21 protein-coding genes are annotated in these 24,396 nt (G+C 69.9%); 10 read left to right on the top strand and 11 right to left on the bottom strand.

From position 1 onward, the window contains the following. Nucleotides 1-114: 114 nt before the first annotated feature. The 3 genes from ACFQRD_RS00330 to ACFQRD_RS00320 are packed head-to-tail and all read right to left on the bottom strand — an operon-like array spanning nt 115 to nt 3,615. On the bottom strand, nt 115-1,518 hold the full coding sequence (locus ACFQRD_RS00330) for an extracellular solute-binding protein (RefSeq protein WP_377019194.1): 1,404 nt from the start codon (nt 1,516-1,518) through the stop codon (nt 115-117). Further along, nucleotides 1,515-2,438: a carbohydrate ABC transporter permease gene (locus ACFQRD_RS00325; RefSeq protein WP_377019195.1), complete on the bottom strand. Its 924-nt coding sequence runs from the start codon at nt 2,436-2,438 to the stop codon at nt 1,515-1,517. The genes ACFQRD_RS00330 and ACFQRD_RS00325 overlap by 4 nt, the downstream gene beginning before the upstream one ends. Nucleotides 2,439-2,454: 16 nt before the next feature. After that, nucleotides 2,455-3,615: a carbohydrate ABC transporter permease gene (locus ACFQRD_RS00320; protein ID WP_377019196.1), complete on the bottom strand. Its 1,161-nt coding sequence runs from the start codon at nt 3,613-3,615 to the stop codon at nt 2,455-2,457. 121 nt (nt 3,616-3,736) lie between these two features. Between ACFQRD_RS00320 and ACFQRD_RS00315 the strand changes: the two genes are divergently transcribed. Next, on the top strand, nt 3,737-4,999 hold the full coding sequence (locus tag ACFQRD_RS00315) for an ROK family protein (protein WP_377019197.1): 1,263 nt from the start codon (nt 3,737-3,739) through the stop codon (nt 4,997-4,999). Nucleotides 5,000-5,054: 55 nt separating this feature from the next. On the opposite strand, the gene ACFQRD_RS00310 is transcribed toward ACFQRD_RS00315, so the two are convergent. Then, the gene (locus ACFQRD_RS00310) at nt 5,055-5,981 is read right to left on the bottom strand and encodes an AEC family transporter (RefSeq protein WP_377019198.1); all 927 of its coding nucleotides are present in this window, start codon (nt 5,979-5,981) and stop codon (nt 5,055-5,057) included. Between the two features lie 192 nt (nt 5,982-6,173). Next, on the bottom strand, nt 6,174-6,599 hold the full coding sequence (gene panD, locus ACFQRD_RS00305) for an aspartate 1-decarboxylase (RefSeq protein WP_377019199.1): 426 nt from the start codon (nt 6,597-6,599) through the stop codon (nt 6,174-6,176). A gap of 69 nt (nt 6,600-6,668) precedes the next feature. On the opposite strand from panD, the gene ACFQRD_RS00300 reads away from it, so the two are divergent. The 3 genes from ACFQRD_RS00300 (at nt 6,669) to acs (ending at nt 11,685) form a co-directional block, all read left to right on the top strand. Next, nucleotides 6,669-8,198 (top strand): DEAD/DEAH box helicase, encoded by a 1,530-nt coding sequence (locus ACFQRD_RS00300; protein WP_377019200.1) that lies wholly within the window; start codon nt 6,669-6,671, stop codon nt 8,196-8,198. Continuing rightward, nucleotides 8,195-9,589 carry an L-serine ammonia-lyase gene (locus ACFQRD_RS00295; RefSeq protein ID WP_377019201.1) on the top strand — a complete coding sequence of 465 codons (1,395 nt, stop codon included), beginning with the start codon at nt 8,195-8,197 and terminating at the stop codon, nt 9,587-9,589. Before ACFQRD_RS00300 ends, ACFQRD_RS00295 begins: the two co-directional genes overlap by 4 nt. A 116-nt stretch (nt 9,590-9,705) precedes the next feature. Further along, on the top strand, nt 9,706-11,685 hold the full coding sequence (acs, locus tag ACFQRD_RS00290; RefSeq protein WP_377019202.1) for an acetate--CoA ligase: 1,980 nt from the start codon (nt 9,706-9,708) through the stop codon (nt 11,683-11,685). Nucleotides 11,686-11,771: 86 nt separating this feature from the next. On the opposite strand, the gene ACFQRD_RS00285 is transcribed toward acs, so the two are convergent. Genes ACFQRD_RS00285 through ACFQRD_RS00275 form a run of 3 tightly spaced genes read right to left on the bottom strand, consistent with a single transcriptional unit; the run spans nt 11,772 to nt 14,727 of the window. Further along, on the bottom strand, nt 11,772-12,758 hold the full coding sequence (locus tag ACFQRD_RS00285; RefSeq protein WP_377019203.1) for a hypothetical protein: 987 nt from the start codon (nt 12,756-12,758) through the stop codon (nt 11,772-11,774). After that, a complete protein-coding gene (locus ACFQRD_RS00280) occupies nt 12,758-13,411 on the bottom strand; it encodes a response regulator (protein ID WP_377019204.1) in 654 nt (217 codons plus the stop codon). The genes ACFQRD_RS00285 and ACFQRD_RS00280 overlap by 1 nt, the downstream gene beginning before the upstream one ends. Then, entirely contained in the window at nt 13,408-14,727 is a 1,320-nt protein-coding gene (locus ACFQRD_RS00275; RefSeq protein ID WP_377019205.1) for a sensor histidine kinase, read from the bottom strand. The genes ACFQRD_RS00280 and ACFQRD_RS00275 overlap by 4 nt, the downstream gene beginning before the upstream one ends. A 150-nt stretch (nt 14,728-14,877) precedes the next feature. Here ACFQRD_RS00275 and ACFQRD_RS00270 point away from each other — a divergent pair, with 150 nt between their 5' ends. From ACFQRD_RS00270 to rlmB, 4 genes are all read left to right on the top strand, one after another. Next, nucleotides 14,878-16,068, top strand: coding sequence for a LacI family DNA-binding transcriptional regulator (locus ACFQRD_RS00270; protein ID WP_377019206.1), 1,191 nt, complete (start codon nt 14,878-14,880; stop codon nt 16,066-16,068). A 63-nt stretch (nt 16,069-16,131) separates the two neighbouring features. Further along, nucleotides 16,132-16,614: a phage holin family protein gene (locus ACFQRD_RS00265; protein WP_377019207.1), complete on the top strand. Its 483-nt coding sequence runs from the start codon at nt 16,132-16,134 to the stop codon at nt 16,612-16,614. 128 nt (nt 16,615-16,742) lie between these two features. Continuing rightward, nucleotides 16,743-18,182: a cysteine--tRNA ligase gene (cysS, locus tag ACFQRD_RS00260; RefSeq protein WP_377019208.1), complete on the top strand. Its 1,440-nt coding sequence runs from the start codon at nt 16,743-16,745 to the stop codon at nt 18,180-18,182. A 10-nt stretch (nt 18,183-18,192) separates the two neighbouring features. Further along, nucleotides 18,193-19,167, top strand: a complete 975-nt coding sequence (gene rlmB / locus ACFQRD_RS00255) for a 23S rRNA (guanosine(2251)-2'-O)-methyltransferase RlmB (protein ID WP_377019209.1) — start codon at nt 18,193-18,195, stop codon at nt 19,165-19,167. Between the two features lie 10 nt (nt 19,168-19,177). On the opposite strand, the gene ACFQRD_RS00250 is transcribed toward rlmB, so the two are convergent. The 3 genes from ACFQRD_RS00250 to ACFQRD_RS00240 all read right to left on the bottom strand — a co-directional run bounded on the left by ACFQRD_RS00250 (nt 19,178) and on the right by ACFQRD_RS00240 (nt 22,456). After that, on the bottom strand, nt 19,178-19,894 hold the full coding sequence (locus ACFQRD_RS00250; protein WP_377019210.1) for a YitT family protein: 717 nt from the start codon (nt 19,892-19,894) through the stop codon (nt 19,178-19,180). 16 nt (nt 19,895-19,910) lie between these two features. Further along, the gene (locus tag ACFQRD_RS00245) at nt 19,911-21,152 is read right to left on the bottom strand and encodes a DUF4032 domain-containing protein (RefSeq protein WP_377019211.1); all 1,242 of its coding nucleotides are present in this window, start codon (nt 21,150-21,152) and stop codon (nt 19,911-19,913) included. 218 nt (nt 21,153-21,370) lie between these two features. After that, on the bottom strand, nt 21,371-22,456 hold the full coding sequence (locus ACFQRD_RS00240; protein WP_377019212.1) for an ABC transporter ATP-binding protein: 1,086 nt from the start codon (nt 22,454-22,456) through the stop codon (nt 21,371-21,373). Nucleotides 22,457-22,733: 277 nt separating this feature from the next. On the opposite strand from ACFQRD_RS00240, the gene ACFQRD_RS00235 reads away from it, so the two are divergent. Both ACFQRD_RS00235 and ACFQRD_RS00230 read left to right on the top strand, forming a co-directional pair. Next, on the top strand, nt 22,734-23,480 hold the full coding sequence (locus tag ACFQRD_RS00235; protein WP_377019213.1) for a peptide deformylase: 747 nt from the start codon (nt 22,734-22,736) through the stop codon (nt 23,478-23,480). Nucleotides 23,481-23,635: 155 nt separating this feature from the next. After that, a complete protein-coding gene (locus tag ACFQRD_RS00230; RefSeq protein WP_377019214.1) occupies nt 23,636-24,373 on the top strand; it encodes a hypothetical protein in 738 nt (245 codons plus the stop codon). Nucleotides 24,374-24,396: the final 23 nt, after the last annotated feature.

Genomic DNA, 24,396 nt, shown 5'->3' with positions numbered 1-24,396 from the left:
GGCGTTCTCCGACGCGGCTATCTAAGCAGCAGACGTTGAGCCACGTGGCCATGGTAACGCGCCCCGGGACGAAACAAGTCAGCCCGTCCCGGGGCGCAGATCCGATTCGATCTCTCAGACGTCCGCCGAGGAGAAGTTGGGATCGGGCTCGCCGAAGCCCTTGGGAAGAGAGATCGGGCAGAACTGCTGCAACGTCGGGTCCACGTAGCGCTGCGCCTCGGACACGAGGTTCTCCGGGGTCTCCGACTGCTGGTTGAGACTGCCCTGCATGGTCATCATGGCGTCCCACAGCTTCGTCCCGACCGGTAGCGGTGGCCGCGACAGGGCTACTGCCGCGAGCTCGACGAAGAAGGAGATGTCCTGGTTCCACCCCTCGGGATCCCGAATCGTCTCGATGTTCGTAGGGATGCGACTGATCTGCGGCATCAAGATCCGCTGGCCTTCGTAGCCTGCGTAGAACTTCATGAAATCCCAGGCGGGCTTCGACATGCTCGAACCCTTGGGCATCGCCAGGGCGAAACCGCCCGCCCAGGTGAAGGGATCGTCGCCCTCGTTCGGCACCGGCAGGTGGGTGACCGCGTAGTTCATGTCAGGCTTGTAGTCGGCCTGGCCCTGGATGCCCCAGGGTCCGGTTATCTGGAACAACTGCCGGCCCGAGAAGAACGACGTCTGCGTGGGCGGGGCGTTGGGTGGCTGATAAGTGGCCTTGAAGGCGTCCATCCTCGGGAAGTCCAGCCGGTCGATCCAACCCGCGTACATCTTCGCGACTTCGAGCATCTCGGGGGAGTCCAAGAGCATCTTGCAGTTCGCGTTGTCGAAGAACGAGACGCCGTGGGCCATCGCCCACATCAGCAGCGAAGCCTGATCATCCCAGGGAATCCACGTCACTCGCTCATACGTGCCGCGCTCGTCCTGGACATTGACCTTGTCGTTGATCTCCCACAGCTGCTCGAAACTTATCGGACCGTTCGCCGGGTCCAGCAGGGCCCGGTCGACCCCGGCTTCGTCGGCCAGGTCTGTGTTCACATACATGGCACGGGTGTCCGTGTCCATCGGTAGTCCGAAGTACTGGCCGTCGTAGAACAGCTCGTCGGTGGCGAACTTGACCCAGCCGGACATGAACTCCTCGGCGCTGACTCCTTCGTGCTCCTCGATGAGGGCGTCAATAGGCTCGAGCAGACCGAGGGACGCGAACTGTGCGCCGTTGAAGCGGTCCATGAAGTACAGGTCCGGCCCAGTGCGTCCGCGTACGGCCGTGATCACGCTTGAGGCGTCACCTTGCCCATTTGATGGGACCTGCGAGACCTCGATCGTCACGTCCGGGTTCTGTTCACTGAATGCCTCGATGACCTGCGCCTCCTTCTCGGCATCGGAGGCCCAGATGCCCCAGAGCCGCACCGTGTTCGGATCACGATCCTCACCGACGGGACGACTCGAGCAGCTCACGATCGAGCCGCCGGCGATGGAGACGCTCGCGCCTGCGCCGAGAGCGCGCAGCAGAGTTCTGCGATTGATCACTTGAAACCTCCGAGGGTGATGCCGCTGATGAAGTAGCGCTGGAATATGAAGAACAGGATTACCAGTGGCAGCAACACCAGGAAGGATGCCGCCATCAGCAGGTTGAACTGGATATCCTGAGCATTGACGGAACGGAAAACTTCCATACCGATGGAGAGCGTCTGCTTCTCTTCGTCCTGCAGGTAGATGAGCGGGCCCATGAAGTCGTTCCAGGTGCCCACGGCCGCGAAGATCGCGATCACGGTCACCGCGGGACGTGCCGTGGGGAAAACGATCCTCCAGGCAATCGACCATTCGCTCGCCCCGTCCACCCGGGCGGCGTCGAGCATGTCGCGTGGGGTCTGGAGCAGGAACTGCCGAAGCAGGAAGGTGAAGAAGCCACCAGCGAACAAGGCTGGCGCGATCAATGGCGTGAAGGTATTCACGGCGCCCAGCGCGGCCCACATGTCGAACATCGGGATCAGCGTCACCGGGAAGGGCAAGAACAGCGTGGCCAGCACGATGAAGAAGACGCGGTTACGGCCCGGCCAGTCGATGCAGGCGAAGCCGTAGGCGACGATGAAGTTCGATACCACGCTGAAGACCACGACGCTGATCGTGATGATCGCGGAGTTGCGGAAGAACAACCAGAAAGGCATCACCGTGACGGCGTCTGCGAAGTTCTCCCAGTGGATCTCGCGCGGGAAGAGGGTGGGCGGGAACTGAGCAAGTTCCTCCGGCGACTTCAGAGCCGAGATGACCATCCAGTACAGCGGGAGTGAGAAGAGGGCAAGGACCGCCACAATAACCAGGCGGGATATCCACGCGCTGGCCGGGCTCTGGCGTGAGCCGTCGGGATTGCGTCCGAAGTTCGAACGGGTCCGGAGTTTGGGAGCGTTGCCGAGGTTGCGGCTGCTCGTGTTCACAGTGTCGATAGCCATGGGGTTCTCCTGTTCCTCAACCGGCCGAGACGTCGTAGTTCACGAACCGGCGGGAGAGCCAGTAGATGAGTCCCGCCAAGAGCATTCCGAACAGGAAAAGCAGGACGGCCAGCGCCGACGCGAACCCGAGCTGCCCGTAGCCGAATGCGTTACGGTACAGATACAGCATGTAGAACAGGGTCGAGTTGTCTGGCCCACCATCGGTCATGATGTACGCCTCGGTGAACACCATCATTGCTCCCGAAACCCCCGTGATCAGATTGAACAGAATAGTCGGAGTCAACAGCGGCACTGTAATCCACAGGAATTGGCGGAACCGTGAGGCTCCATCGATGCGGGCGGCCTCGTACAGGGTCGCGGGAATGTTCCGCAGGCCCGCGAGATAGATCAGAGCCGCGTTCCCGGCGCCGAACTGCGCCATGAGGATGATGACGAGCTTTGCGGTGCTCGGCTCGCCGAGCAGGTTCGTGTCGGGCATTCCGAACAGGGACAGTATCCGGTTGACTACGCCGTACTGCGGATTCACGAACACGATAAAGATGAACGACATCGCGAACATTGGGATCAGTGAAGGCAGGTACAGCAGTGTGCGATATACCGCGACCTCGCGCACGTTCCGGTTCATTGCCAGCGCCAGGAGCAGGGCGACCACGAGTCCGAGTGGCACGGCTATCAACATGAAATAGACCGTGTTGCCGACCGCTGTGTGCACGAGCGGATCGGCGAAGGCCGAGACGTAATTTTGCAATCCGATGAAAGTTGGGGCTTTCATGCCCGAGTACTGTGTCAGGCTGATCGCGAACGAGTAGACCAGCGGATAGATCACGAAGACGCTGACTCCGATGATCCAGGGGGAGATGAATAGCAGCCCCATACGGAGGTTGCGTTTGTCCCGGTGTGTGAGCTTCCGCTTGGCTGGTTTACTACCGGGCCCTGATGGGGTCGGCAGCCCGCCGTGCGGGGTGAGGTCGGCAGAGGGGCCCGCCCCTGCGGCACCGGTGCCGGGGGCCCCTGCTGCGACGGCATTGCTCGCGCTCATCGCTCTCCCTTCGGATATTCGCCGCACCTCCATCGGTGCGGTGATACGCACCGCACCTGCAGCGATGCGGCGATATTCGCCGCGCCGTCGTCGGCGCGGCGACCGGGGAACGGCAGGCATCGGTGCCTTCGCGGTCACACTGGGAGGAGGGACCACGTCGTTCCTGTGAGGTAGGTTACTCACACCGATGGACTAATGCAACGGCATCCGCGTGGGAGCGTGAGAGATGCCGGGGAGGAGCATCATGCGCGGGTCGTCGATGTCCGATATCGGAGAGTTCAACGAGAGGCTGGTGCTGCAGACCATCCGCAGCGCTCCGGACGGTGTGGGGCAGGCGGAGGTGGTGCGGCGCAGCCGGCTCTCCCGCCAGGCCGTCTCGCTGATCACCCGCCGCCTGGTGGCCGAGGGGATGATCGAACAGGCAGGTCGTCGGATCTCCGGGCCCGGCAAGCCGCATACCCTGCTGCGCGTGGTCGCCGACGCCCGCCTGGCCGTCGGGGTGCACCTCGACCCCGCTCACATCAGCGTCGTCGTCTGCGACCTCGCCGCCCGGCCGGTGGCCCGGGCCACCCTCGCCCCGCCGACCGAGGAGCCGGAGGCCGATATCGATCGCATCGCGGCCGCGATCGCCGAGCTGTGCCGTGAGCTCGGTGCGTCCTCGCCGCAGCTGGGCGAGGAGTTGCCGGACCAGCCGATCCGCCGCCGTCTGCTGGGCATCGGGATCGCCGCCCCCGCCGGACTCGACGCCGCCGCCGGGATCCTGCGCAACCCGCCCTGGATGCCGGGTTGGCGCGACGTCCCCGTGGTCGACGCCCTCAGCGCCGTGACCGGCCTGCCGGCGCTCCTGGACAAGGACACCAATGCCGCCCTGACGGGGGAGATCTGGTCGCGTCACCTCGGCGGCTCCGAGACGGTGGTCTACGTGTACGTCGGCCACGGCGTGGGTTCCGCGGTCAGTGCGAACGGCCAGGTCCACCGCGGCGGAAGCACACAGGCCGGCGAGATCGGGCATCTGCCCACCGGTCGCGCCGACGAGGTGTGCTCCTGTGGACGCCACGGCTGCCTGAGCGTGTACACCGACGCCGACCGGCTGCTCAGCCGTGCCCGGGACGCCGGGATCGAGCTGCCCGACGGGGCGGGCACCACTGCCATGATCGATGCCCTCGCCGCCGCCGCGGACGAGGGGCGGAGCGCAGCGAGGGAGATCATCTCCCTCCATGGCACGGCTCTGGGGGAGGCGCTGACCGTTCTCGCGGGGATCCACGACCCGCAGCGGATCATCATCGGCGGGCCCACCTGGCCCGCGCTGCGGTCCGTCGCCGAGCCGTCCCTCCGCGAGGCCCTCGGGGAATGGGTGGCCGACGGCCGAGCCGTGCTCGAGTGCTCGCACCTCAGCGACGACGTCGGCGCCATCGGTGCGGCGAGCCTGTTCCTGGAGCGGGAGCTCGCGCCCGGGACCGGAGCCTCGGCCTCGGGGCAGGTCGGAGGCGGATCCGGGCTCGCCGTCGCGGCGGCGCGGTGAGGCAGAGACGCCCCCTCGAGGGCGGGCCAGGCCACGGAGTACGACCGGCCCGGACTCAGACCCCGAGCAGTCCGGAGATCAGCAGCAGCACCAGCACGGTGCCGATGGTGGTGATCAGCACCGTGTCCCGGGCGAGGTTCTCCGCCGCCCGGTAGCGCGCGGCGGCGACGAACACGTTCTGCGCCGTCGGCAGAGCGGCCATGACTACGACCTCGTACAGCGAATGCCCGCTGAGCCCGAACAGCAGACCCACCCCGAGCGCGATCACGGGCATCACCAGCAGCTTGGCGCTCGAGGCGACGGCGATCAGCCCGCGGTAGCCGTCGTCCTTGGCCAGCGGCGTCGAGCCGTGCAGGGACAGGCCGTAGGCCAGCAGCATCGCGGGGATCGCCATGTCGGCCAGCGACTGGACGGGCTCGAGCACCACCGCGGGGACGTCCACCCCGGCAAGGGCGAGCACCATGCCGAGGGCGCCGGCGACGATGACGGGATTGGCGCCGATGGTGCGCGCCACGCCGGCGGGTCCGAGCGACGTCTTCTGCGTGACCTGGTGGAGGACGAAGAGGTACAGCGGGTTGTAGACCGCCTGCTGGAAGAGGATCACCGGCAGCGCGTGGGAGATGTCTCCGAGCACGTAGGCGGCGATCGGGAAGCCCATGTTCGCGCCGTTGACCACGGACCCGCTGATCGCGGTGACCACGAGCTCTGCCCCGCGCCGCTTCGTCAGCAGCCGCACCGCCAGCAGCAGCAGCGCGCCGGTGCTGAGGCCCGCTATCCCGGCGACTGCCATGGGGATCGAGAGGATGTCGCGCACGTCGGACTCCAGGAGGCCGACGAGGACCAGGGCGGGGGAGGCGAGGAAGAACGTGGCTCGGTTGAGCACATAGCGACCGTGCGGGCCCAGCACACCGGTCCGCCCGGTCACCCAGCCCACGCCGATGAGGGACCAGACGATGAAGAATCCGGCCAGGACCCCGCTCACGGCTCGGTGCGGGGCAGTGGCGTCGTCATCTGGCCGATCCTAGAGCGCCGGGACGGCCGGGGCTCGCCGCGTCCGCAGGGCGGGCGGGACGGATGTCGGCGCGGCGGGTCGCTGACAGCCGGTCGCCAGCAGCCGGACACTGCCACCGGCCGGACGGGCAGCCGGTGACGGCAGGCGGACGGCTCGGCAGGGTCAGCGGATGCCGCTGGATTCGCGGCCGGAGATCTGGTCGGGCATCCCCGGGACGGGCTGGGCGGCGTCGTCCCCGGTGGCGACGATGCGGTTGCTCTCGTCCACGTGCACCACGTGCGGATGGTGGGCGGAGACCTCGGCCGCCTCGAACTGCCCGTAGGCCATGATGATCACCAGGTCGCCGGGAGAGACCAGATGGGCCGCGGCGCCGTTGATGCCGATCACGCCGCTGCCGCGCTCGCCCTCGATGACATAGGTGGTCAGGCGCTGACCATTGGTGATATCAGCGATGGTGACCTGTTCGTGCTCGACGAGACCGGCGGCCTCGACGAGATCGGGGTCGATTGTCACCGAGCCCACGTAGTGCAGGTCTGCCTGCGTGACGGTGGCCCGGTGGATCTTCGAGGTCAACAGAGTGCGGTACATCGCCTATAAGTCTTCCACGGACCGCCCGTGCGCGATGATGGTGGGGTCCGTTTCGTCAGGAGGATCACCATGCCCAAGGCCCGTCGCCGCTCCACCCACAGCTCGGAGCGTTTCGAGGACATGGCCCTGCCCGAGGAGCTGATCGGTGTGCTCGCTGATCAGGGCCTTCAGCGCGCCTTCGAGATCCAGTCCGCCATCCTGCCCGATGCGCTCGCCGGGCGGGACGTCCTGGCCCGCGCGGAGACCGGTTCGGGCAAGACGCTGGCCTTCACCCTCGCCATGACCTCCCGGTTCCGCGGCCGCAAGGTGCACCGCAAGCGTCCCCTCGGGGTCGTGCTGGTGCCCACGCGCGAGCTCGCCGTCCAGGTCGTCGACACCATCCATCCCTACGCTCGTGCGGTCGGGATCAAGGCGCAGCTGGTCGCGGGCGGCATGAACATCGAGAAGCAGGCCGACGCGGTGGCCCGCGGCGTGGAGATCATCGTCGCCACCCCGGGTCGGCTGATCGATCTCGCCGAGCGCGGGGCCCTGCAGCTGGACCTGGTGGAGTCCACTGTCATCGACGAGGCCGACCACATGGCCGATCTGGGCTTCCTGCCCGATGTCGCCGACATCCTCGCGGCCATCCCCATGGGGACCCAGAAGATGCTCTTCTCCGCCACCCTGGACGGGCAGGTGGAGGATCTCGTCGATACGTTCCTGGTCGATCCCGTCAGCCACGAGACCGTCCCGGTCGCCGCGGCAGTGACCACCATGGACCACCACGTGCTGGCCATCGAACCTTCCGCCAAGCGTGCGGTCACCGCATGGCTCGGCGCCCGCGAAGGGCGCACGCTGATGTTCACCCGCACCCAGCTCGGCGCGGAGCGCGTGGCACAGGAGCTGGTCGAGGTCGGCGTCCGCGCCGCGGCTCTGCACGGCAACAAGCAGCAGGGGCTGCGCACCAACGTCCTGGCCGGGTTCCGTCAGGGTGCCTATCCCGTGCTGGTGGCGACAGACGTCGCCGCCCGGGGTCTGCACATCGATGACGTGAGCATGGTCGTCCACGTCGATCCCTCCGCCGACGTCAAGGAGTACGTGCACCGTTCGGGCCGCACCGCCCGTGCCGGCGCCGCGGGAACCGTCGTCACCCTCGCCCTGCCGCACCAGACCCGCTCGACCCGGCGGATCGTCGAGGAGGCGGAGGTCGAGGCCACCTGGGCCGAGGTCGCCGAGGCCGAGGATCCGGCCCTGGAGCAGCTCGGGGCGCGTGCTCCCAGCGGTGAGCCCGCCGAGGACCCCGCGCAGGTGAAGTACAAGGGCGCGCCGCGCAAGCTCGACATCAAGCGCACCAGCGGGGCCGACGCCCGCCGCGCCGAGGAGCGCCGGGCCAATGAGGAACGGCGTGCCTCCTGGGAGGAGGACGAGGAGCCTCCTCGCGGTGGCAAGGGCCGCGGCCGGCAGGGCCAGGGTGCCCGTGGCCAGGGTTCCCGGAGCCAGGGTGCTCGAGGCCGGAGCGGCGGCAAGAGTGCCGGCGGCCGGGCCAGCACCGGTAAGGGCGGCGCTCGCGGCCGTTCCGGTGCGCCGTCCCGCAGTCCCCGCAAGCGCGGCAAGCCATGAGCATCAGCACGTTCGACCTGTTCAAGATCGGGATCGGGCCTTCGAGCTCCCACACCGTCGGCCCGATGCGCGCGGCGGCGCAGTTCGCCCGCGAGACCCTCCAGGATCCGGTGATCGCGCCCCATGTCGCGGACGTCGCGGTCCACCTCTACGGCTCCCTCGCCGCCACCGGCGTCGGCCACGGCACCCTGGACGCCGTGGTGATGGGCCTCGAGGGCGCAGATCCCGAGACGGTGGACCCGATCGCCGGGCGCGAACGGGTGGCCCACATCGAGGCGGGCGACGGCTTGCTGCTGGATGGGACGTTGCCGGTCAGCCTGCGTCCCTCCTCGATCCAGCTGCATCCGCTCACTGTGCTTCCGCAGCACTCCAACGGCATGGTCTTCATCGCCCTGGACGCGCTCGGCGAGGAGCTGGTGCGCCGGCCGATGTTCTCCGTCGGCGGCGGGTTCGTCGTCGAGGAGGCCGATATGGAGCAGTCCATCGCCGAGGTCGCCGCCGAGGGCGAGGGCACGGCGGTCTTCACCACCGGCGACGAGTTGCTGCGCGTGTGCGAGGACCGCGGCATCTCCGTCTCCGAGGCGATGCTGCTGCGGGAGCGGCAGTGGCGCGGCGACGAGGAGATCCGCGCCGGCATCCTGGCGATCTGGCACGCCATGGAGGAGAGCATCCAACGGGGGACACGCACCGGCGGCACCCTGCCCGGCGGGCTCGACGTCAAGCGCCGCGCGGCCTCCTGGTACGACTCCCTCAGCGCCGAGGACCCCACGCGGCTGCCGATGAATGCCTTCGAGTGGGTCTCCCTGGCCGCGCTCGCCGTGAACGAGGAGAACGCCGCGGGCGGCCGTGTGGTCACCGCCCCGACCAACGGCGCCGCCGGCATCATCCCGGCCGTGCTGTTCTTCGCCACCACCTACATCGAGGGCGTCGATCCCGACGAGGTCGCGGTGCGGTTCCTGCTGACCGCCGGCGCGATCGGCTCGCTGTACAAGGAGCACGCCTCGATCTCCGGCGCCGAGGTCGGCTGCCAGGGCGAGGTCGGCTCGGCCTGCTCGATGGCAGCGGCAGCCCTGTGCGAGGCGATGGGCGGCAAGCCCGCCCAGGTCGAGAACGCCGCCGAGATCGCCATGGAGCACAATCTCGGCCTCACCTGCGACCCCGTCGGCGGACTGGTGCAGGTCCCCTGCATCGAGCGCAATGCGATGGCCGCGGTCAAGGCGATCACCGCAGCGCGATTCGCGCTGCGCGGGACCGGGGAGCACTTCGTCTCGCTGGACACCGTCATCGAGACCATGCGCCGCACGGGCAAGGACATGAGCGAGCGCTACAAGGAGACCGCGATGGGCGGGCTCGCGGTCACCGCAGTCCCGGTCAGCGTCCCGGACTGCTGAGGCGCCCCGGGCCCGCCTCTCCGGGTCCCGGACGGTGCGCGTGACGTGGGTCTCCTGCGATACGGTGGGGGCGTCCATTCCGCCCCGGAACCGGGGCCCGTGTAGCAGGAGCGCTGATGTCTGACGACGCCGTCACCGGGATCGAGAATCTCTCGCAGGAGACCCGCACGTTCTCCCCGTCCTCCGAGTTCGTCCAGAACGCCGTGGCCCGTCCCTCGCTCTACCAGGAGGCCGAGCGCGACCGGCTCGCCTTCTGGCGCACCCGGGCCGGCCTGCTGAGCTGGAAGACGCCCTTCACCGAGACCCTCGACTGGTCCAACCCCCCGTTCGCCCGGTGGTTCGCCGACGGCACCCTGAACGCCGCCTACAACTGCGTGGACCGCCACGTCGAGTCCGGCCACGGCGATCAGGCCGCGATCCTGGCCGAGTACGAGGACGGATCGGACGCCACCTTCACCTACGCCCAGGTCAAGGACGAGATCTCCCGGATGGCGAACGTCCTGACCGATCTCGGTGTCAAGACCGGCGACCGCGTCGCCATCTACCTCCCGATGGTCCCGGAGGCGGCGTTCGCCATGCTCGCCTGCGCCCGCATCGGGGCCCCGCACTCGGTCGTGTTCGGCGGCTTCAGCGCCGACGCCCTGCGCTCGCGCATCGAGGACGCCGAGGCACGGGTCGTCATCACCGCCGACGGGCAGAACCGTCGCGGCAAGCAGCTGCCCCTGAAGCCCGCCGTGGACGAGGCGCTCGCCGGTGGCGCCGAGTCCGTCGAGAAGGTCCTGGTGGTCCGCCGCACCGGCGGCGACGTCGAGTGGACCGAGGGGCGCGACGTGTGGTGGCACGAGGCGCGGGAGAACGCCTCCACCGAGCACGAGCCCGTGTGGGTCGAGGCCGAGCACCCGCTGTTCATCCTCTACACCTCCGGCACCACCGGGAAGCCCAAGGGCATCGTCCACAGCACCGGCGGCTACCTCACCCAGGCCGCCTACACCCACCGCAACGTCTTCGACCTCAAGCCGTCCTCGGACGTCTACTGGTGCACGGCCGACGTCGGCTGGGTCACCGGGCACACCTACGTGGTCTACGGCCCGATGGCCAACCGCGCCACCCAGGTGATCTACGAGGGCACCCCCGACACCCCGCACCAGGGCCGTTGGTGGGAGATCGTCGAGAAGCACAAGGTCTCCCTGTTCTATTCCTCGCCCACCGCGATCCGCACCGCCATGAAGTGGGGCGAGGAGATCCCCGGCAGGTTCGACCTCTCCTCGCTGCGCGTGCTCGGCAGCGTCGGCGAGGCCATCAACCCCGAGGCCTGGATGTGGTACCGCCGCGTCATCGGCGGGGACCGCTGCCCGATCGTGGACACCTGGTGGCAGACGGAGACCGGCGGCATCATGATCTCCCCGCTGCCGGGCATCACGGCCACCAAGCCGGGATCCGCGCAGACCCCGCTGCCCGGCATCAGCGCCGACGTGGTCAACGACGCCGGCGAGTCCGTCGAGAACGGCAAGGGCGGATATCTGGTCCTGGATCAGCCGTGGCCGGGGATGCTCCGCGGCATCTGGGGCGACCCGGAGCGCTTCAAGGAGACCTACTGGTCCCGCTTCGAGGGGCTCTACTTCGCCGGTGACGGCGCCAAGCGGGACGAGGACGGCGACATCTGGCTGCTGGGCCGCGTGGACGATGTCATGAACATCTCCGGGCACCGTCTGTCCACCATGGAGATCGAGTCCGCGCTGGTCAGCCACGACTGGGTCGCCGAGGCGGCGGTGGTCGGGGCCGACGACGAGACCACCGGACAGGCCGTGGTCGCCTTCGTGATCCTGCGCTCCGGCCATGACGACGCGGTCGCCGAGGAGGGCGGCAAGGATCAGGTCATCGAGACCCTGCGCGCCCACGTGGGCAAGGAGATCGGTCCGATCGCCAAGCCCAAGAAGATCCTCCTGGTCACCGAGCTGCCCAAGACCCGGTCCGGCAAGATCATGCGCCGCCTGCTGCGCGATGTGGCCGAGAACCGCACCGTGGGGGATACCCAGACCCTCGCCGACGCCTCCGTCATGGACCTCATCCAGCAGGGGATGAGCGGCAAGAGCTGATCCCGGGCCTGCGTCGCAGCGTCTCTCGGCGGGTGACGGCGGGGCGCCGTGTACCTCGAAGCGGGTCACGGCGACGTCGCTGTCCCTCACCGCGTCACGGTGACGTCGCCGAGGTCCGAGACGACGGTGAGCGTGCCGACCAGCGGACCGTCGGCGCGGGTCAGGCTCGGGTCCACCCGGGCGTCGCCGGTATCCGCCCGGGCGTCGACGGCCCAGCGCCCGGTGCCGGGAGCCGCGACGTCTGCGGAGCCGACATCGGTGTGGACGTCCACGTCGCTCTCGGCGCCGGAGGGCAGCCGCAGATCGATGTCGCCCACGGAGCTGGAGAGGCCGATCGTCTCGGGGGCGGTGCCCTCCAGCTCGATGTCGATCCCGCCGACGTCGGAGCTGACGTCGAGCCCGCCCGGTGCGCTGACGGGGGAGAGGCGGACCTCTCCGACCTGCGACGAGATGGTCATGGCGGAGTAGTCGCCGTCGGCGCGGATGTCACCCACCGATGAGATGATGTCCACAGCGAGCCGATGCGCCTCGGGCACGATGACGAGCACGTCGCGCACGTCGTGCTTCCACGGCACCGAGCTGAACTGTTCGGGCTGGCGCACGTCGAGGACGGGGGCGTCGGCCGGTCCCTGCTGGTCGATCCGGGCACGGACCAGCGAATCGGCCGGCGGGAGCTCGGTGGCTCCGTTCTCGACCAGCGCCACCGAGACCTGATCGGCATCCGCCGACCGCAGGACGCGGACGTCGGCTATGCGCGAGCTCAGCGAGAGCGAGCTCGGTTCTCCGAGGTGCGTGGTGGCGGGCACGTCGTCGTAGCCGCGAGCGATGGTCCACTGGGTGATCGACATGGCGGCCAGGCCCAGCACCATCAGTGCCACGAATGCCGCGCCGAGCAGTGTGATCAGCAGACGCCACGGACGGTCGTCCTCGGGGGCGGGGGAGAGGCGGCGCGCCGGTTCGACGGACGTGGTCGGCCTGGGTGCGTCGGGGCCGGAGCCGTGCGGTGACCCGCCGGCGAGGCCGGGGCCGGTCGGTGGGGCCTGCGGGGGCTGTGGGGTCTGAGTGCTGGTCATCATCTGTCCTCTGATTCGAGATAGCGCAGAACGGCCATGACCCGGCGGTTCTCCCCGTCGACCGGGGGCAGGTCGAGCTTGGTCAGCAGCGAGGAGATGTGCTTCTCGACGCTGCCGGCGGAGACGAACAGGGTGTCGGCGATCGCCTGGTTCGAGCGTCCCTGCGCCATCAGCGAGAGCACCTCGCGCTCGCGGGGGCTGAGGGCCTCGAGCGTGCGGCGTCGCCGGGAGCGGACGAAGATCTGCTGGACGACCTCGGGGTCCAGCCAGGTGCCGCCGTCCCCGACATCGGAGACGACGGCCAGGAAGTCCTCGACATCGGCGACGCGGTCCTTGAGCACGTAGCCGAGCCCGTGGGGCGAATCGGCGATGAGCTCCGAGGCGTAGCGCTCCTCGACGTACTGCGAGAGCACCAGCAGCGCCACCGCCTGGTCCTGCTGCCGGATCAGGGTCGCAGCGCGCACCCCTTCGTCGGTGAAGGTCGGCGGCATCCGCACGTCGATCACCGCCAGGTCCGGCTTGTGGTGGGAGACGGCGCTGAGCAGCGCCGTGGCATCGCCGACCGCCGCGACCACCTCGTGGCCGGCATCGGTGAGCAGGCGCTCGACCCCTGCGCGCAGCAGAACGGCATCATCGGCGATCACGATCCTCATCGCGGGGCCTCCTCGGTGGTGGTCGGGCCGGTCGCGGCCGGGATCCGGTGTCCGGGACCGACGGGGACGAGGGCCAGCAGCACCGTGCCGCCGCCGGCGGGACTGGTGACCTCGAGCCGGCCGCCGGTGGCACGCACCCGGTCGGTCAGGCCCGCGAGGCCGGTGGAGAGTCCGTCGCGGCGCACCTGGGCCCCGCCGCGGCCGTCGTCCTCGATCCGCACCCGCAGCACGTCCTGGCTGCGGGTGACGGACACGGTGGCATGTGCGGCCTCGGAGTGCTTGGCGATATTGGTCAGTGCTTCGGAGACCACGAAGTAGGCCACGGCCTCGCGCTCACGATCCAGGGCGGGGCCGGCCCCGCGGCCGAGGTCGACCTGCAGGTCGACGGGAACCGGTGAGCGGGCGGCGAGGGCGGACAGGGCGGCGTCCAGGCCCCGGTCCGTCAGCACCGCGGGGTGGATCCCGCGGGCCAGCTGGCGCAGGTCCGTCATGACGGCCTTCGCCTCGGAGTGGGCCTGTCCCACGAGGGCTTCGGCCCGGTCCGGATCGGAACGGACCGTGTTCTTGGCCATGCCCAGCGTCATGGCGAGACCCACCAGGCGCGGCTGGACGCCGTCGTGGAGATCGCGCTCGATGCGCAGCCGCTCCTGGGCGGCGGCATCGACCGCGCCCTGCCGGCGCTCGGCGAGCTCGGCCACCTGCTCGCGCAGATCGTCCTCGGAACCGGACACCAGTGCGCGGGACAGGCCCCGGTCCGCGAGGGCTCCGAGCACGAGGGTCACCGTGGACAGCACGAGGGTCGCCACGCAGATGAGCCCCAGGATCCACCGCGGGAGCCGGACCGAGCCCACCTCGAGCGGGCCGTGGCGCAGCGCGATGTCCCCGGCGGTCCATCCGGTCCACACCAGGAGGAGGAACAGCACGAAGAACGCGCCGGTGACGAGCATCGCCAGATGGTGATGGAGGACCCCGCGCCAGAAGGCCGCGCTGCCCAGCTCGAGCCAGCGGTCGTGGATCCACCCGGACGCCCCCGTGCGCCACGACCGGCGCCGTGCGGGCAGGATCACGGGTATCCGGTGGATCGCCACGGCCCTCCGGCGCTCCAGACGCACGGCGGCCTGCATCAGCAGCAGCCACGGGATCAGCAGCAGCAGGCCGGTGCCCATGGCGGGCAGCGAGCCGAGCCCGGTGAACAGCATCGTCAGGCTGATCCAGAACCAGGTGCAGAAGAGCAGGCCTCCGACGATCACGGAGGCGAGCGCCGCGAGGCTGAGCCGGGAGCGGCCGTCCGGAGGTGTCGTCGAGGTCTCGTCCATGGCACCGACAGTATTCGGGCCCGCGCCGAGTTCCCACAGGGGCGTCCTGCCGTTGTGGCGGGGGATAACCCCCGCCGGCCCCGTCCTCGCGTCTGCCTGTCGCACCGGCCGGTCCCGTCGCCAGGGCCGAGATGCGGTTCAATGGGGGTCATGAGCAGTGACGCGAACGATTCCGCCGATGAGACCGTCCAGCCCGAGAGCGATGCCGGGACACCGCCGCCCGAGGCGGGGGAGACCGGCCAGGTGATCGAGCACATCGACCACACGGCCTCTGAGATGGAGGAGAGCGGACAGTCCCGCGGGACCCTGCGGGACGTCGCGGATTCGCTCGGCGTCTCCAGCGCGGTCGCTCTGCGCGCCCTGCGCGGCTCCGAGGAGATCAAGCCCCAGATGATCCGGCGCGTCCACGAGGCCGCCGAACGGCTCCACTTCCCCCTCGAGGAGCTCAGCGAGGAGACCGACCACCGCGGCGTGGTGGCCGTGCTGGTCAACACGATGCGCAACACGTGGATCTCGGACCTGGTGCGGGCCATCCGCATCGAGCTGACCGCCACCGGACGCTCGGCCGTGGTCGTCCCCACGCGTCGCCGCGTGCCCGAGCACCCGGTCGCTGCGGACACCGACGCCATCGAGTCCCTGGTCGAGCTCGGGGTCGACGGGTTCCTCATGATCTCGGACCTGGCCGACATGGAGAGCGTGCTGAAGGCCACGGGCGATCGCCCCTTCGTCGGCATCGGATGCTCCCGCGAGTTCGTCGGCCAGATCGACACCGTCCGGATCGATGACGAGGTGGGCCAGGGCCTGCTGGTCGACCATCTGGTGGGTCTGGGCCACCGGGAGATCGCCCACGTCGGCGGCGTCGGCCCGGAGGTCGCCCGCGAACGGGCCGAGGCCTTCCGCGTGGCCATGGACCGGCACGGCCTCGGGGACGAGGCCCGCGTCGAGCCCGGAGACTTCACCGAGCAGGTCGGGCAGACGGCCGGGTCGATGCTGCTGCGCGGCAGCCGCGTACCCACGGCCGTCACCTGCGCCAACGACGTGACCGCGGTCGGCGTGCTCTCCGCAGCGCGCGAATACGGCTTCTCCGTGCCCGAGGACCTCGCCGTGGCCGGATACGGCAACACCTCGCTGGCCTCCTCCGGCGTCTCGCAGCTGACCAGCGTCGATCCCAACTCCGACCGGCTCGGCGCACTGGCCGCCCAGTTCCTCGTCGAACGCGTCTCCGGTCACGACGTCGAGCCACGGGACGTCGCCGTCGCCCCGGACGTCGTCGTGCGTCGGTCCACCTCGGCCGGTCCCCGCCCGGAGACCACCAAGCGCAAGCGGGTCTCGGTCGACTGACCTCACCCGCCGGCGCCCCCGCGCCGACTGCGAATCCCCTGACCCCTGCGATAGGCTCCGACCATGATCAACACCACGAACGATCCGAGCACGCCGCCCACCCAGCGGTCCATCGGTGAACTCGTCCAGTCCATCCGGGACGAGCTCCTCGGAGTCGTCCATCACGAGATCGACATCGCCAAGAAAGAGATCACCGCGATCCTGATCAAGGCGGCCATCATCGCCGCCTGCGCCGCGGTGCTGCTGTTCCTGCTGCTCTCCGCCTGGGTGATGCTGCTGTTCTTCGCGGCCACCGGGCTCGAGGCGCTGGGGCTGTCCTACTGGCTCTCCTTCCTGATCATCGCCGTGGTGTTCATCGTGCTCGCCGCCATCGCGGGTCTGATCGCGTTCCTGGTGTACAAGCGGATCAAGGCGCCCGAGACCACCATCGAGACCGCGCAGGGCGCGGTCGGTGCGGTCCAGGGCAAGCGCCGCCACAACGCCGTCTCCTACGACGACACCTTCGAGGAGCTCTACGGCAAGAAGGTCAGCTCCCGCACGGAGTGAGCCCCGGCGGATCCGTCGGATCCCATGGGGTCTCCGGGGCACCGGGTCGAGCGGTCCGACGCGATCGAGGGATCGGCCACGGTGCGGCGGGGCCGCGGGCTCCCGCAGGCGGCATTACCCTGGAGGACGTGACTCTCCACCTGCACGACACCGCCACCCGCACGACCGCGCCGCTGACCCCGGTGCGCGAGGGGACGGTGTCGCTGTACGTCTGCGGCCCCACCACGCAGGGCGCCCCGCATCTGGGCCATCTGCGCACGTTCGTCGCCTTCGACGTGCTGGTGCGCTGGCTCGAGCGCAGCGGGTACGACGTCACCCACATCCGCAACGTCACCGACATCGATGACAAGATCCTGGTGAAGTCCGCCGAGGCGGAGACACCCTGGTGGGCATGGTCGCTGCGCTTCGAGCGCGAGTTCCAGGACACCCTCGAGCGCATCGGCAACCGCCGTCCCACCTATGAGCCGCGCGCCACCGGCCACGTGCCCGAGATGATCGAGCTGATGCAGCGGCTCATCGAGCGCGGCCACGCCTACGCCGACGGCGAGGGATCGGTGTACTTCGATGTCGCCTCCCACGCCGGCTACGGCTCCCTGACCCGTCAGTCCCTCGAGGACATGCAGGACGCGGGGGAGGAGATGGAGCCCGGCAAGCGCGACCCCCGCGACTTCGCCCTGTGGAAGGCGGCGAAGCCGACGGAACCGGCCACCGCCTCCTGGGACACACCCTTCGGCCGCGGCCGCCCCGGCTGGCACCTCGAGTGCTCCGCCATGAGCCGCAAGTACCTCGGCGAGACGTTCGACATCCACGCCGGAGGGCTGGACCTGCGTTTCCCGCACCACGAGAACGAGCAGGCGCAGTCCCACGCCGCCGGCTACGGCTTCGCCCGGCGCTGGATGCATTCCGGGGTGCTGACCGTGGACGGGATGAAGATGGGCAAGAGCCTGGACAACTTCGTCACCGCGGCCCGTGCCCTGGCGGACCACCCCACTCCTGCTGTGCGCCTGGCCCTGGTCAGCGGCCACTACCGCGCGACCGTCGAGTACAACGCCACCGCGATGCAGGAAGCAGAAGTGGTCTGGGACCGCTTCTCCGCGACGGCCCGCCGCGCCGCCGAGCAGCTCGGCCAGGAGGAGCCGGCAGGCGCCGATGCCGATCTCGCTGCCGTCGAGCTGCCCGCCGAGTTCATCGCGGCGATGGACGACGACCTGGCCGTGCCGGAGGCCCTCGCCGTCATCCACCGTGAGCAGGCGGCCCTGAACACGCTTCTGGCCGGCGGAGGTGCGGCGGGAGAGATCGCTGCGGGCCTCGGGCGGCTGCGCGCGATGCTCGATGTGCTGGGCCTGGATCCGCTCTCGGCGCAATGGGCCGGCAGCCATGCCGGCTCGACCGCCGAGCACGAGGCACTGGACGCCTTGATCACCACCCAGCTGGCAGCCCGGGAGGCGGCCCGCGCCGAGAAGGACTGGGCCCGGGCGGACGCCCTGCGGGACGCGCTGAGCGCCGCCGGGATCCGCGTCGAGGACGGCCCCGACGGCGCGCGCTGGACGCTCGAGACCACGGACTGAGGAGACACACATGGCAGGCAACAGCTCGCGCCGCGGCGCGGTGCGCAAGGGCAAGAAGGGCCCGACCGTCGGTTCCGGCGGCGTGCGCCGCCGCGCGCTGGAAGGCAAGGGACCCACCCCGAAGGCCAAGGACCGCCCCGCTCACAAGGCGTTCGCCGGCTCCTCCAAGCCCGCCTCGGGATCCTCGAGCCGGCGCGGCGGTGCAGGAGGCAAGGGCGCGAAGAACCGCCCCGGCAGCGACCAGGTGGTGGGCCGCAATGCCGTGCTGGAGGCGCTGCAGGAGAACGTGCCCGCGACGCAGCTGACCGTGATGGTGCGTCTCGAGACGGATGAGCGGGTGCGCGAGATCATGCGCCTGGCCGCGGCCCAGGGCCTTCCGGTCGCCGAGGCGTCCCGGACCGATCTGGATCGGATGAGTGACAACGCCGTGCACCAGGGCGTCGCCCTGACGATCCCGCCGTACGAGTACGCCGACGTGGAGGAGCTGCTGCAGATCGCCGCCGAGGCGTTCGAACCGCCGCTGCTGGTGGCGCTGGACGGCATCACCGACCCCCGCAACCTCGGCGCGATCCTCCGCTCCGCGGATGCCTTCGGCGTCCACGGCGTGATCCTGCCCGAGCGGCGCAGCGCCTCCATGACCGCGAGCGTGTGGAAGGTGGCCGCCGGCGCCGCCGGGCGCGTGCGCGTCGCCCAGGTCACCAACCTCAACCGCACCCTCTCCTCGCTCAAGGAGCAGGGCGTGTTCGTGCTCGGCCTCGATGCCGGCGGGGACGTCACCACGCGGCAGCTCGAGCTCGGCACGCAGCCGGCGGCGCTGGTCGTCGGGGCCGAGGGCAAGGGGCTCTCCCGTCTCGCCCGGGAGACCAGCGATCAGGTGGTCTCGATCCCCATGGGCGGGGGCACGGAGTCGCTGAACGCGTCGGTCGCCGCAGCGATCGCGCTGTACGAGATCTCCGGAGTCCGGGAGGCACAGGGCCGCGCGTGAGCTGAGACGGTCAGGCAAGGCCGGCCGGCGGCGTCGGGCCGACGGGCTCTCCCGTCTCCGGCGCCGCGGACGGGGACGCCGGTCCCGCGGTGCGTACGGGCATGATCACGCGGGGAAGGACCAGCTGGATGACCGGGCCGAGCCCGATCGCGTAGGCGAGGGTTCCGACGCCCACGGGACCGCCGAGCGCCCAGCCGGCGGCCAGCACGGACGCCTCCAGCGCGATCCGGACGGGGCCGACGGGGCGGCGCAGACGCCGGCCCAGTCCCGTCATCACTCCGTCGCGCGGGCCCGGGCCCAGCTGCGCGCCGATGTAGACGGCGCCGCTGACGCCGTTGATCACCACGCCGGCGACCATCATCAGCACAGCGATGGGCAGGGTGGAGGCCGGGGGCAGGATCGCCATCCCGAGGTCGAGGCTCACGCCCACCCAGATGGAGTTGGCGATGGTGCCGATCCCCGGCTGCTCGCGCAGCGGGATCCATGCCAGCAGCAGCAGGAAGCTCACCGTGATGCTCACCGTGCCGACGCTGAGTCCGGCCCGCTCGGCGAGCGCGGTGTGCAGCACGTCCCATGGCGCCCCGCCGAGTCCCGAGCGCAGCAGCATGGCGAGGGAGAGGCCGAAGCCCGTCAGTCCCAGCATCATCTGGGCGAGGCGGAGCGGAAGTCGGTCCACGCGCAGCTGAGCGCGCAGCGAGAGGTTCGCCAGCGGGGAAGGGCCTGCCATGCTGCTGCTCGGCCTCTCAGCTGTCGAAGATCGGCAGGGCCGAGGTCTCGGTCGTCACCAGCGACTTCTCATCGGGACGGTGGATGAGCACGGTGAGGATGTAGTCCCGCACGGTCTCGTCGAGACTGACGTCCGTGCCGGCCTTCTCCGACAGGAACCACTTGTGCTCGAGCACCTCGTGGAAGAACTCCGGGGGCTCGAGCTTGGAGCGCATGGAACGCGGGATCGCGCGGACGACGGGCTCGTACTGCTGCTGCAGCCACTCGTGCGCGACGAACTCCTCCTCCTCGGCCTGCTGCTCGGTGGCCGCCCGGTACTGGTCCAGGTCGTTGAGCAGGCGCCGGGCCTGGTTCTCCTGGGCGTCGATGCCGGTCAGTCGCATCAGCCGGCGCGAGTGGTGGCCGGCGTCGACGACCTTCGGCTGGATCGACAGGGTGGTCCCGTCCAGGTCCGTGGTGATCTCGAGCTCTCCCACGTCGAAACCCAGCTGGTTGAGCTTCTCGATGCGGGCCGAGACGCGCCAGCGTTCGTCGGCCGAGAACCGTTCCCGGGCCGTCAGCGCCGACCACAGGCTGTCGTATCGCCGCAGGAGCTCATCGCCGATGGCGATCGGATCGGCCTCGGCATCGAACATCTCGCCCGCCTGGAGGTCCATCAGCTCGCCGATGATGTTGGTGCGTGCCAGATCGAGGTCGTAGCTGCGCTGCCCGTCGGAGAGGGTCTCGTGGAGCGACCCCGTCTCGACGTCGACGATGTAGGCGGCGAAGGCCCCTGCATCGCGGCGGAACAGCGTGTTGGACAAGGAGACGTCGCCCCAGTAGAAGCCCTCCAGATGCAGGCGCACCAGCAGCACGGCGAGCGCGTCGAGCAGCCGATCGGTGGTGTCCTCGCGCGAGACCTGGCTGAACACCGCGCGGTAGGGCAGGGAGAACTGGAGGTGGCGGGTGATCAGCACCGCGTCCAGCGGCTCCCCGGTGGGCGTGGTGCGCCCCGAGATCACGGCGAAGGGGACGACGGAGGGCACTCCGATGCGGCCCAGGACGCGCAGCATGTCGTACTCGCGGGAGGCGAGGTCGTGGGTGATCTCCTTGAGCGCGAGGACCCGCCCGGAGACCCGGACGAATCGCACGACATGCCGGGAGAGACCGCGGGGGAGAGCGGCGAGGATGTCCTCGGGCCAGTCCTCCAGCGGCTGCTCCCACGGCAGGTCCAGCAGGGCCGGATCTGCGCGCGATGCGGTGATCTCCAGAGGTGCCATGGCTCCATTCTCTCCCGATCGCGGACCGTCTGCCCAGCCGGGCGCACTTCGTCACACCTCGCGCGCACCGTGCCGGCGAACTGTCTGTGCAGGTCGCCCCCGGCCGGAAGGGAATCGTACCGATCCGGGCACGGCGAGCGCCGCCCGGCCGATAGGACGGCGACGGGCGCCCGGCAGATGCCGGACGCCCGTCGCGCGATGTGCCGTGCTGGCGAGGATCAGTCGCCCAGTCGCTGACCGTTCGACACGTCGAAGAGGTGCAGGTGATCGGGCTTGGGACGGAAGAAGATCGTCTCGCCCTTGGCCGGGGGGCGGCGCCCGTCGACGCGTGCGATGAACGGCTTCGAGGTGTCCTCGCTGCCGGCGCGGCGCCCGTAGATGAAGGCGTCGGCGCCGAGCTCCTCGACCACGTCGACCTCGATGGCGATGCCCTCGTCCGTCGGGACCAGCTCGACGTCCTCGGGACGGACGCCGACGGTGACCGACTTCTCGTCGGTGTCCGAGAGCGTCTGGCGATCCACCGGCAGCACCGTGCCGCCGAACTGGACACCCTGGTCGGTGAGCGGGACGTCCATCAGGTTCATGGCCGGGGAGCCGATGAAGCCCGCGACGAACACGTTGTTGGGGTGGTCGTACATGCGGCGCGGGGAGTCGACCTGCTGGAGCACGCCGCGGTCGAGCACGGCCACGCGGTCACCCATCGTCATGGCCTCGATCTGGTCGTGGGTCACGTAGACGGTGGTGACGCCCAGGCGGCGCTGCAGCGAGGCGATCTGCGTACGGGTGGAGACGCGCAGCTTGGCGTCGAGGTTCGACAGCGGCTCGTCCATGAGGAACACCTGCGGCTGACGGACGATCGCGCGGCCCATGGCCACACGCTGACGCTGACCACCGGAGAGCGCCTTCGGCTTGCGATCGAGGTACTCGGAGAGGTCCAGGAGCTGGGCCGCCTCCTCCACACGCTGGCGGATCTCGGCCTTGGGCTTGCCGGCGATCTTCAGGGCGAAGCCCATGTTGTCGGCGACCGACATGTGCGGGTACAGCGCGTAGTTCTGGAACACCATCGCGATGTCGCGGTCCTTCGGCGGCACGTCGGTGACGTCGCGATCACCGATCAGGATGCGGCCGGCGTCGATCTCCTCGAGCCCGGCGAGCATGCGCAGCGACGTCGACTTGCCGCAGCCCGAGGGGCCGACGAGGACGAGGAATTCGCCGTCGCCGATCTGGATATCGAGGTTGTCGACGGCTGCGCGCTCCTGCCCGGGGTAGATGCGCGACGCATTGTCGAATGTGACAGTTGCCATGGTGTATCCCTTCACCGGCAGGTACGTGCCGGACGGTCCGTTGTGAAGTGTTGTCACCGGTCCTGGTCGCTCTCGCGAGAGGTGCTCCCTTGCACCGGCTCCGAGAGTGTATCCCACGTCTCATCCTCGTGGTGCATCGAGCTGTGCGGTGTGTCTCCCGCGGTGTCTCCTGCGCGCGGCGAGGCGGTGATGAGCAGTGGCGGCCGGGGCTGGGCGGAGATCGGCGGGGATGGGCGGGGATGGGAGGGGCCGGTTGTGGTCAGGCGATACTGGATGCGTGGATATCACTGAGCTGAGCCGGAAGATCCTGGAGCGTCGCCCCTCGGAGGAGGACCCGCTGCGGATCGTGCAGTCCGGCCACCCCGCCCTGCGCCGGCGCGCCGTCGCCGCCGGCGACCGGATCCCCGCCGGGCTGCTGCTGGAGCTCGCGGAGGCCATGACGATCACGATGCGCCGCGCCCCGGGCGTCGGGCTGGCCGCCCCGCAGATCGGACTGCCTCTGGCGCTCGTCGTGGTCGAGGACCGGTACGCCGGGGCCGGAGCGGGAACGGCCGCCGACGTGGACGCAGGAGCGGACGCGGAGGACGCAGCCCCCGGCGAGGCGTCCGCCGGGGAGGATCCCCTCGAACGACGTCCGTTCCCGCTGCGCGCGCTGCTGGACCCCCAGGTGGAGCTGCTGGGCACCCAGCGCGTCTACGCCTGGGAGGGATGCCTCTCGGTGGACGGTTGGCAGTCGATCGTCCCCCGGGCGCGGCGGGTCCGACTACGAGCCACCGAGCTGCTGCCCGGAGGAGATCTGCGTGAGATCGACGAGGAGCACGGGGGCTGGCCCGCCCGGATCCTGCAGCACGAGACCGACCATCTGGCCGGGATTCTGTGCCACGACAAGATGGTCCCGCGCTCGTTCATCTCGGCCCGCTACACCGCCCACTACACCGACATGCCCGACGCTGTCCGTCGGCTCGGGCTGAGCGGGGAGATCACTCAGCTCGGCGAGGGCGAGGTCATCGCGGACCGGGCCTGACGACCCGGGCCCGGCCTGATCGCCGAGTCGTCGAGGCGCTGCGGCGCGGCGCACTCGGAGCCCGGGTCGCCTCGGAGCCCGCGCGGGGTGTGGGCGCCGTCCGGCTGAGGACGGTAGCTTATTGCTGTCCAGGACCCCCAGGAACGGAGCCGATGATGCCCGGCAGCGACCCGACCACCCCGAATCCCGAGCAGGACGACAGCGGTGAGTTCGTCGAGCAGCTCGACGAGCGCTGGCTCTCGCTGATCGATGCCGCCCTGAAGGTCCAGTCGCCGTTCGCCCACAGCTACGTCGAGCGTCTGCGCGCCAAGCACCCCGAGGCGACGCGCCGCCAGCTGATGGAGATGGTCACCCGGCGCTTCACCGGGCTGACGACGGCCACCGGTGCCGGCATCGGCGGCATCGCGGCGCTGCCCGGCCTCGGGACCGCCGCCGCCGTCGGGCTGACCGTCGGCGAGGGGGTCTCCTTCGCGGAGAGCTGCGCGTTCCTGACCCTGGCCGCCGCCGACATCTACGACGTGGACATGTCCGACAAGCACACCCGCCGCCTGGTGCTGATGGGCGTGCTCAGCGGCGAGCGGGGCACGGAGATCATCGCGAAGGCCATGGGCAAGCAGGGCCTGCAGTGGAATGCGGTCCTCGGCGGGGGCGGCGGGTTCCTGCCGGGCCTGATCAGCCGCCAGCTCTCCCGCTACGTGCGCCGGCGCGTGATGGCCCGGGCCGGCGGCCTGTGGCTGGGTCGTCTGCTCCCGTTCGGCGTCGGCGCGATCATCGGCGGCTTCGGGGCCAACGCGGTCTCCCGCTCCGTCGTCGAGGCGATGCTCGAGATCTTCTCCCAGGCACCCACCATCGATGGCGAGCTCGCCGGCGACCGGCCCGAGCTCGACCGCTGAGCGGAGCCCCCGCTCGGCGGGGT

The organism is Brachybacterium sp. GCM10030268, assembly GCF_042666305.1.
Taxonomy (GTDB): Bacteria; Actinomycetota; Actinomycetes; order Actinomycetales; family Dermabacteraceae; genus Brachybacterium.
The sequence above is the reverse complement of the archived record's forward strand: the minus strand, read 5'-3'. Positions and strand labels throughout refer to the sequence as shown.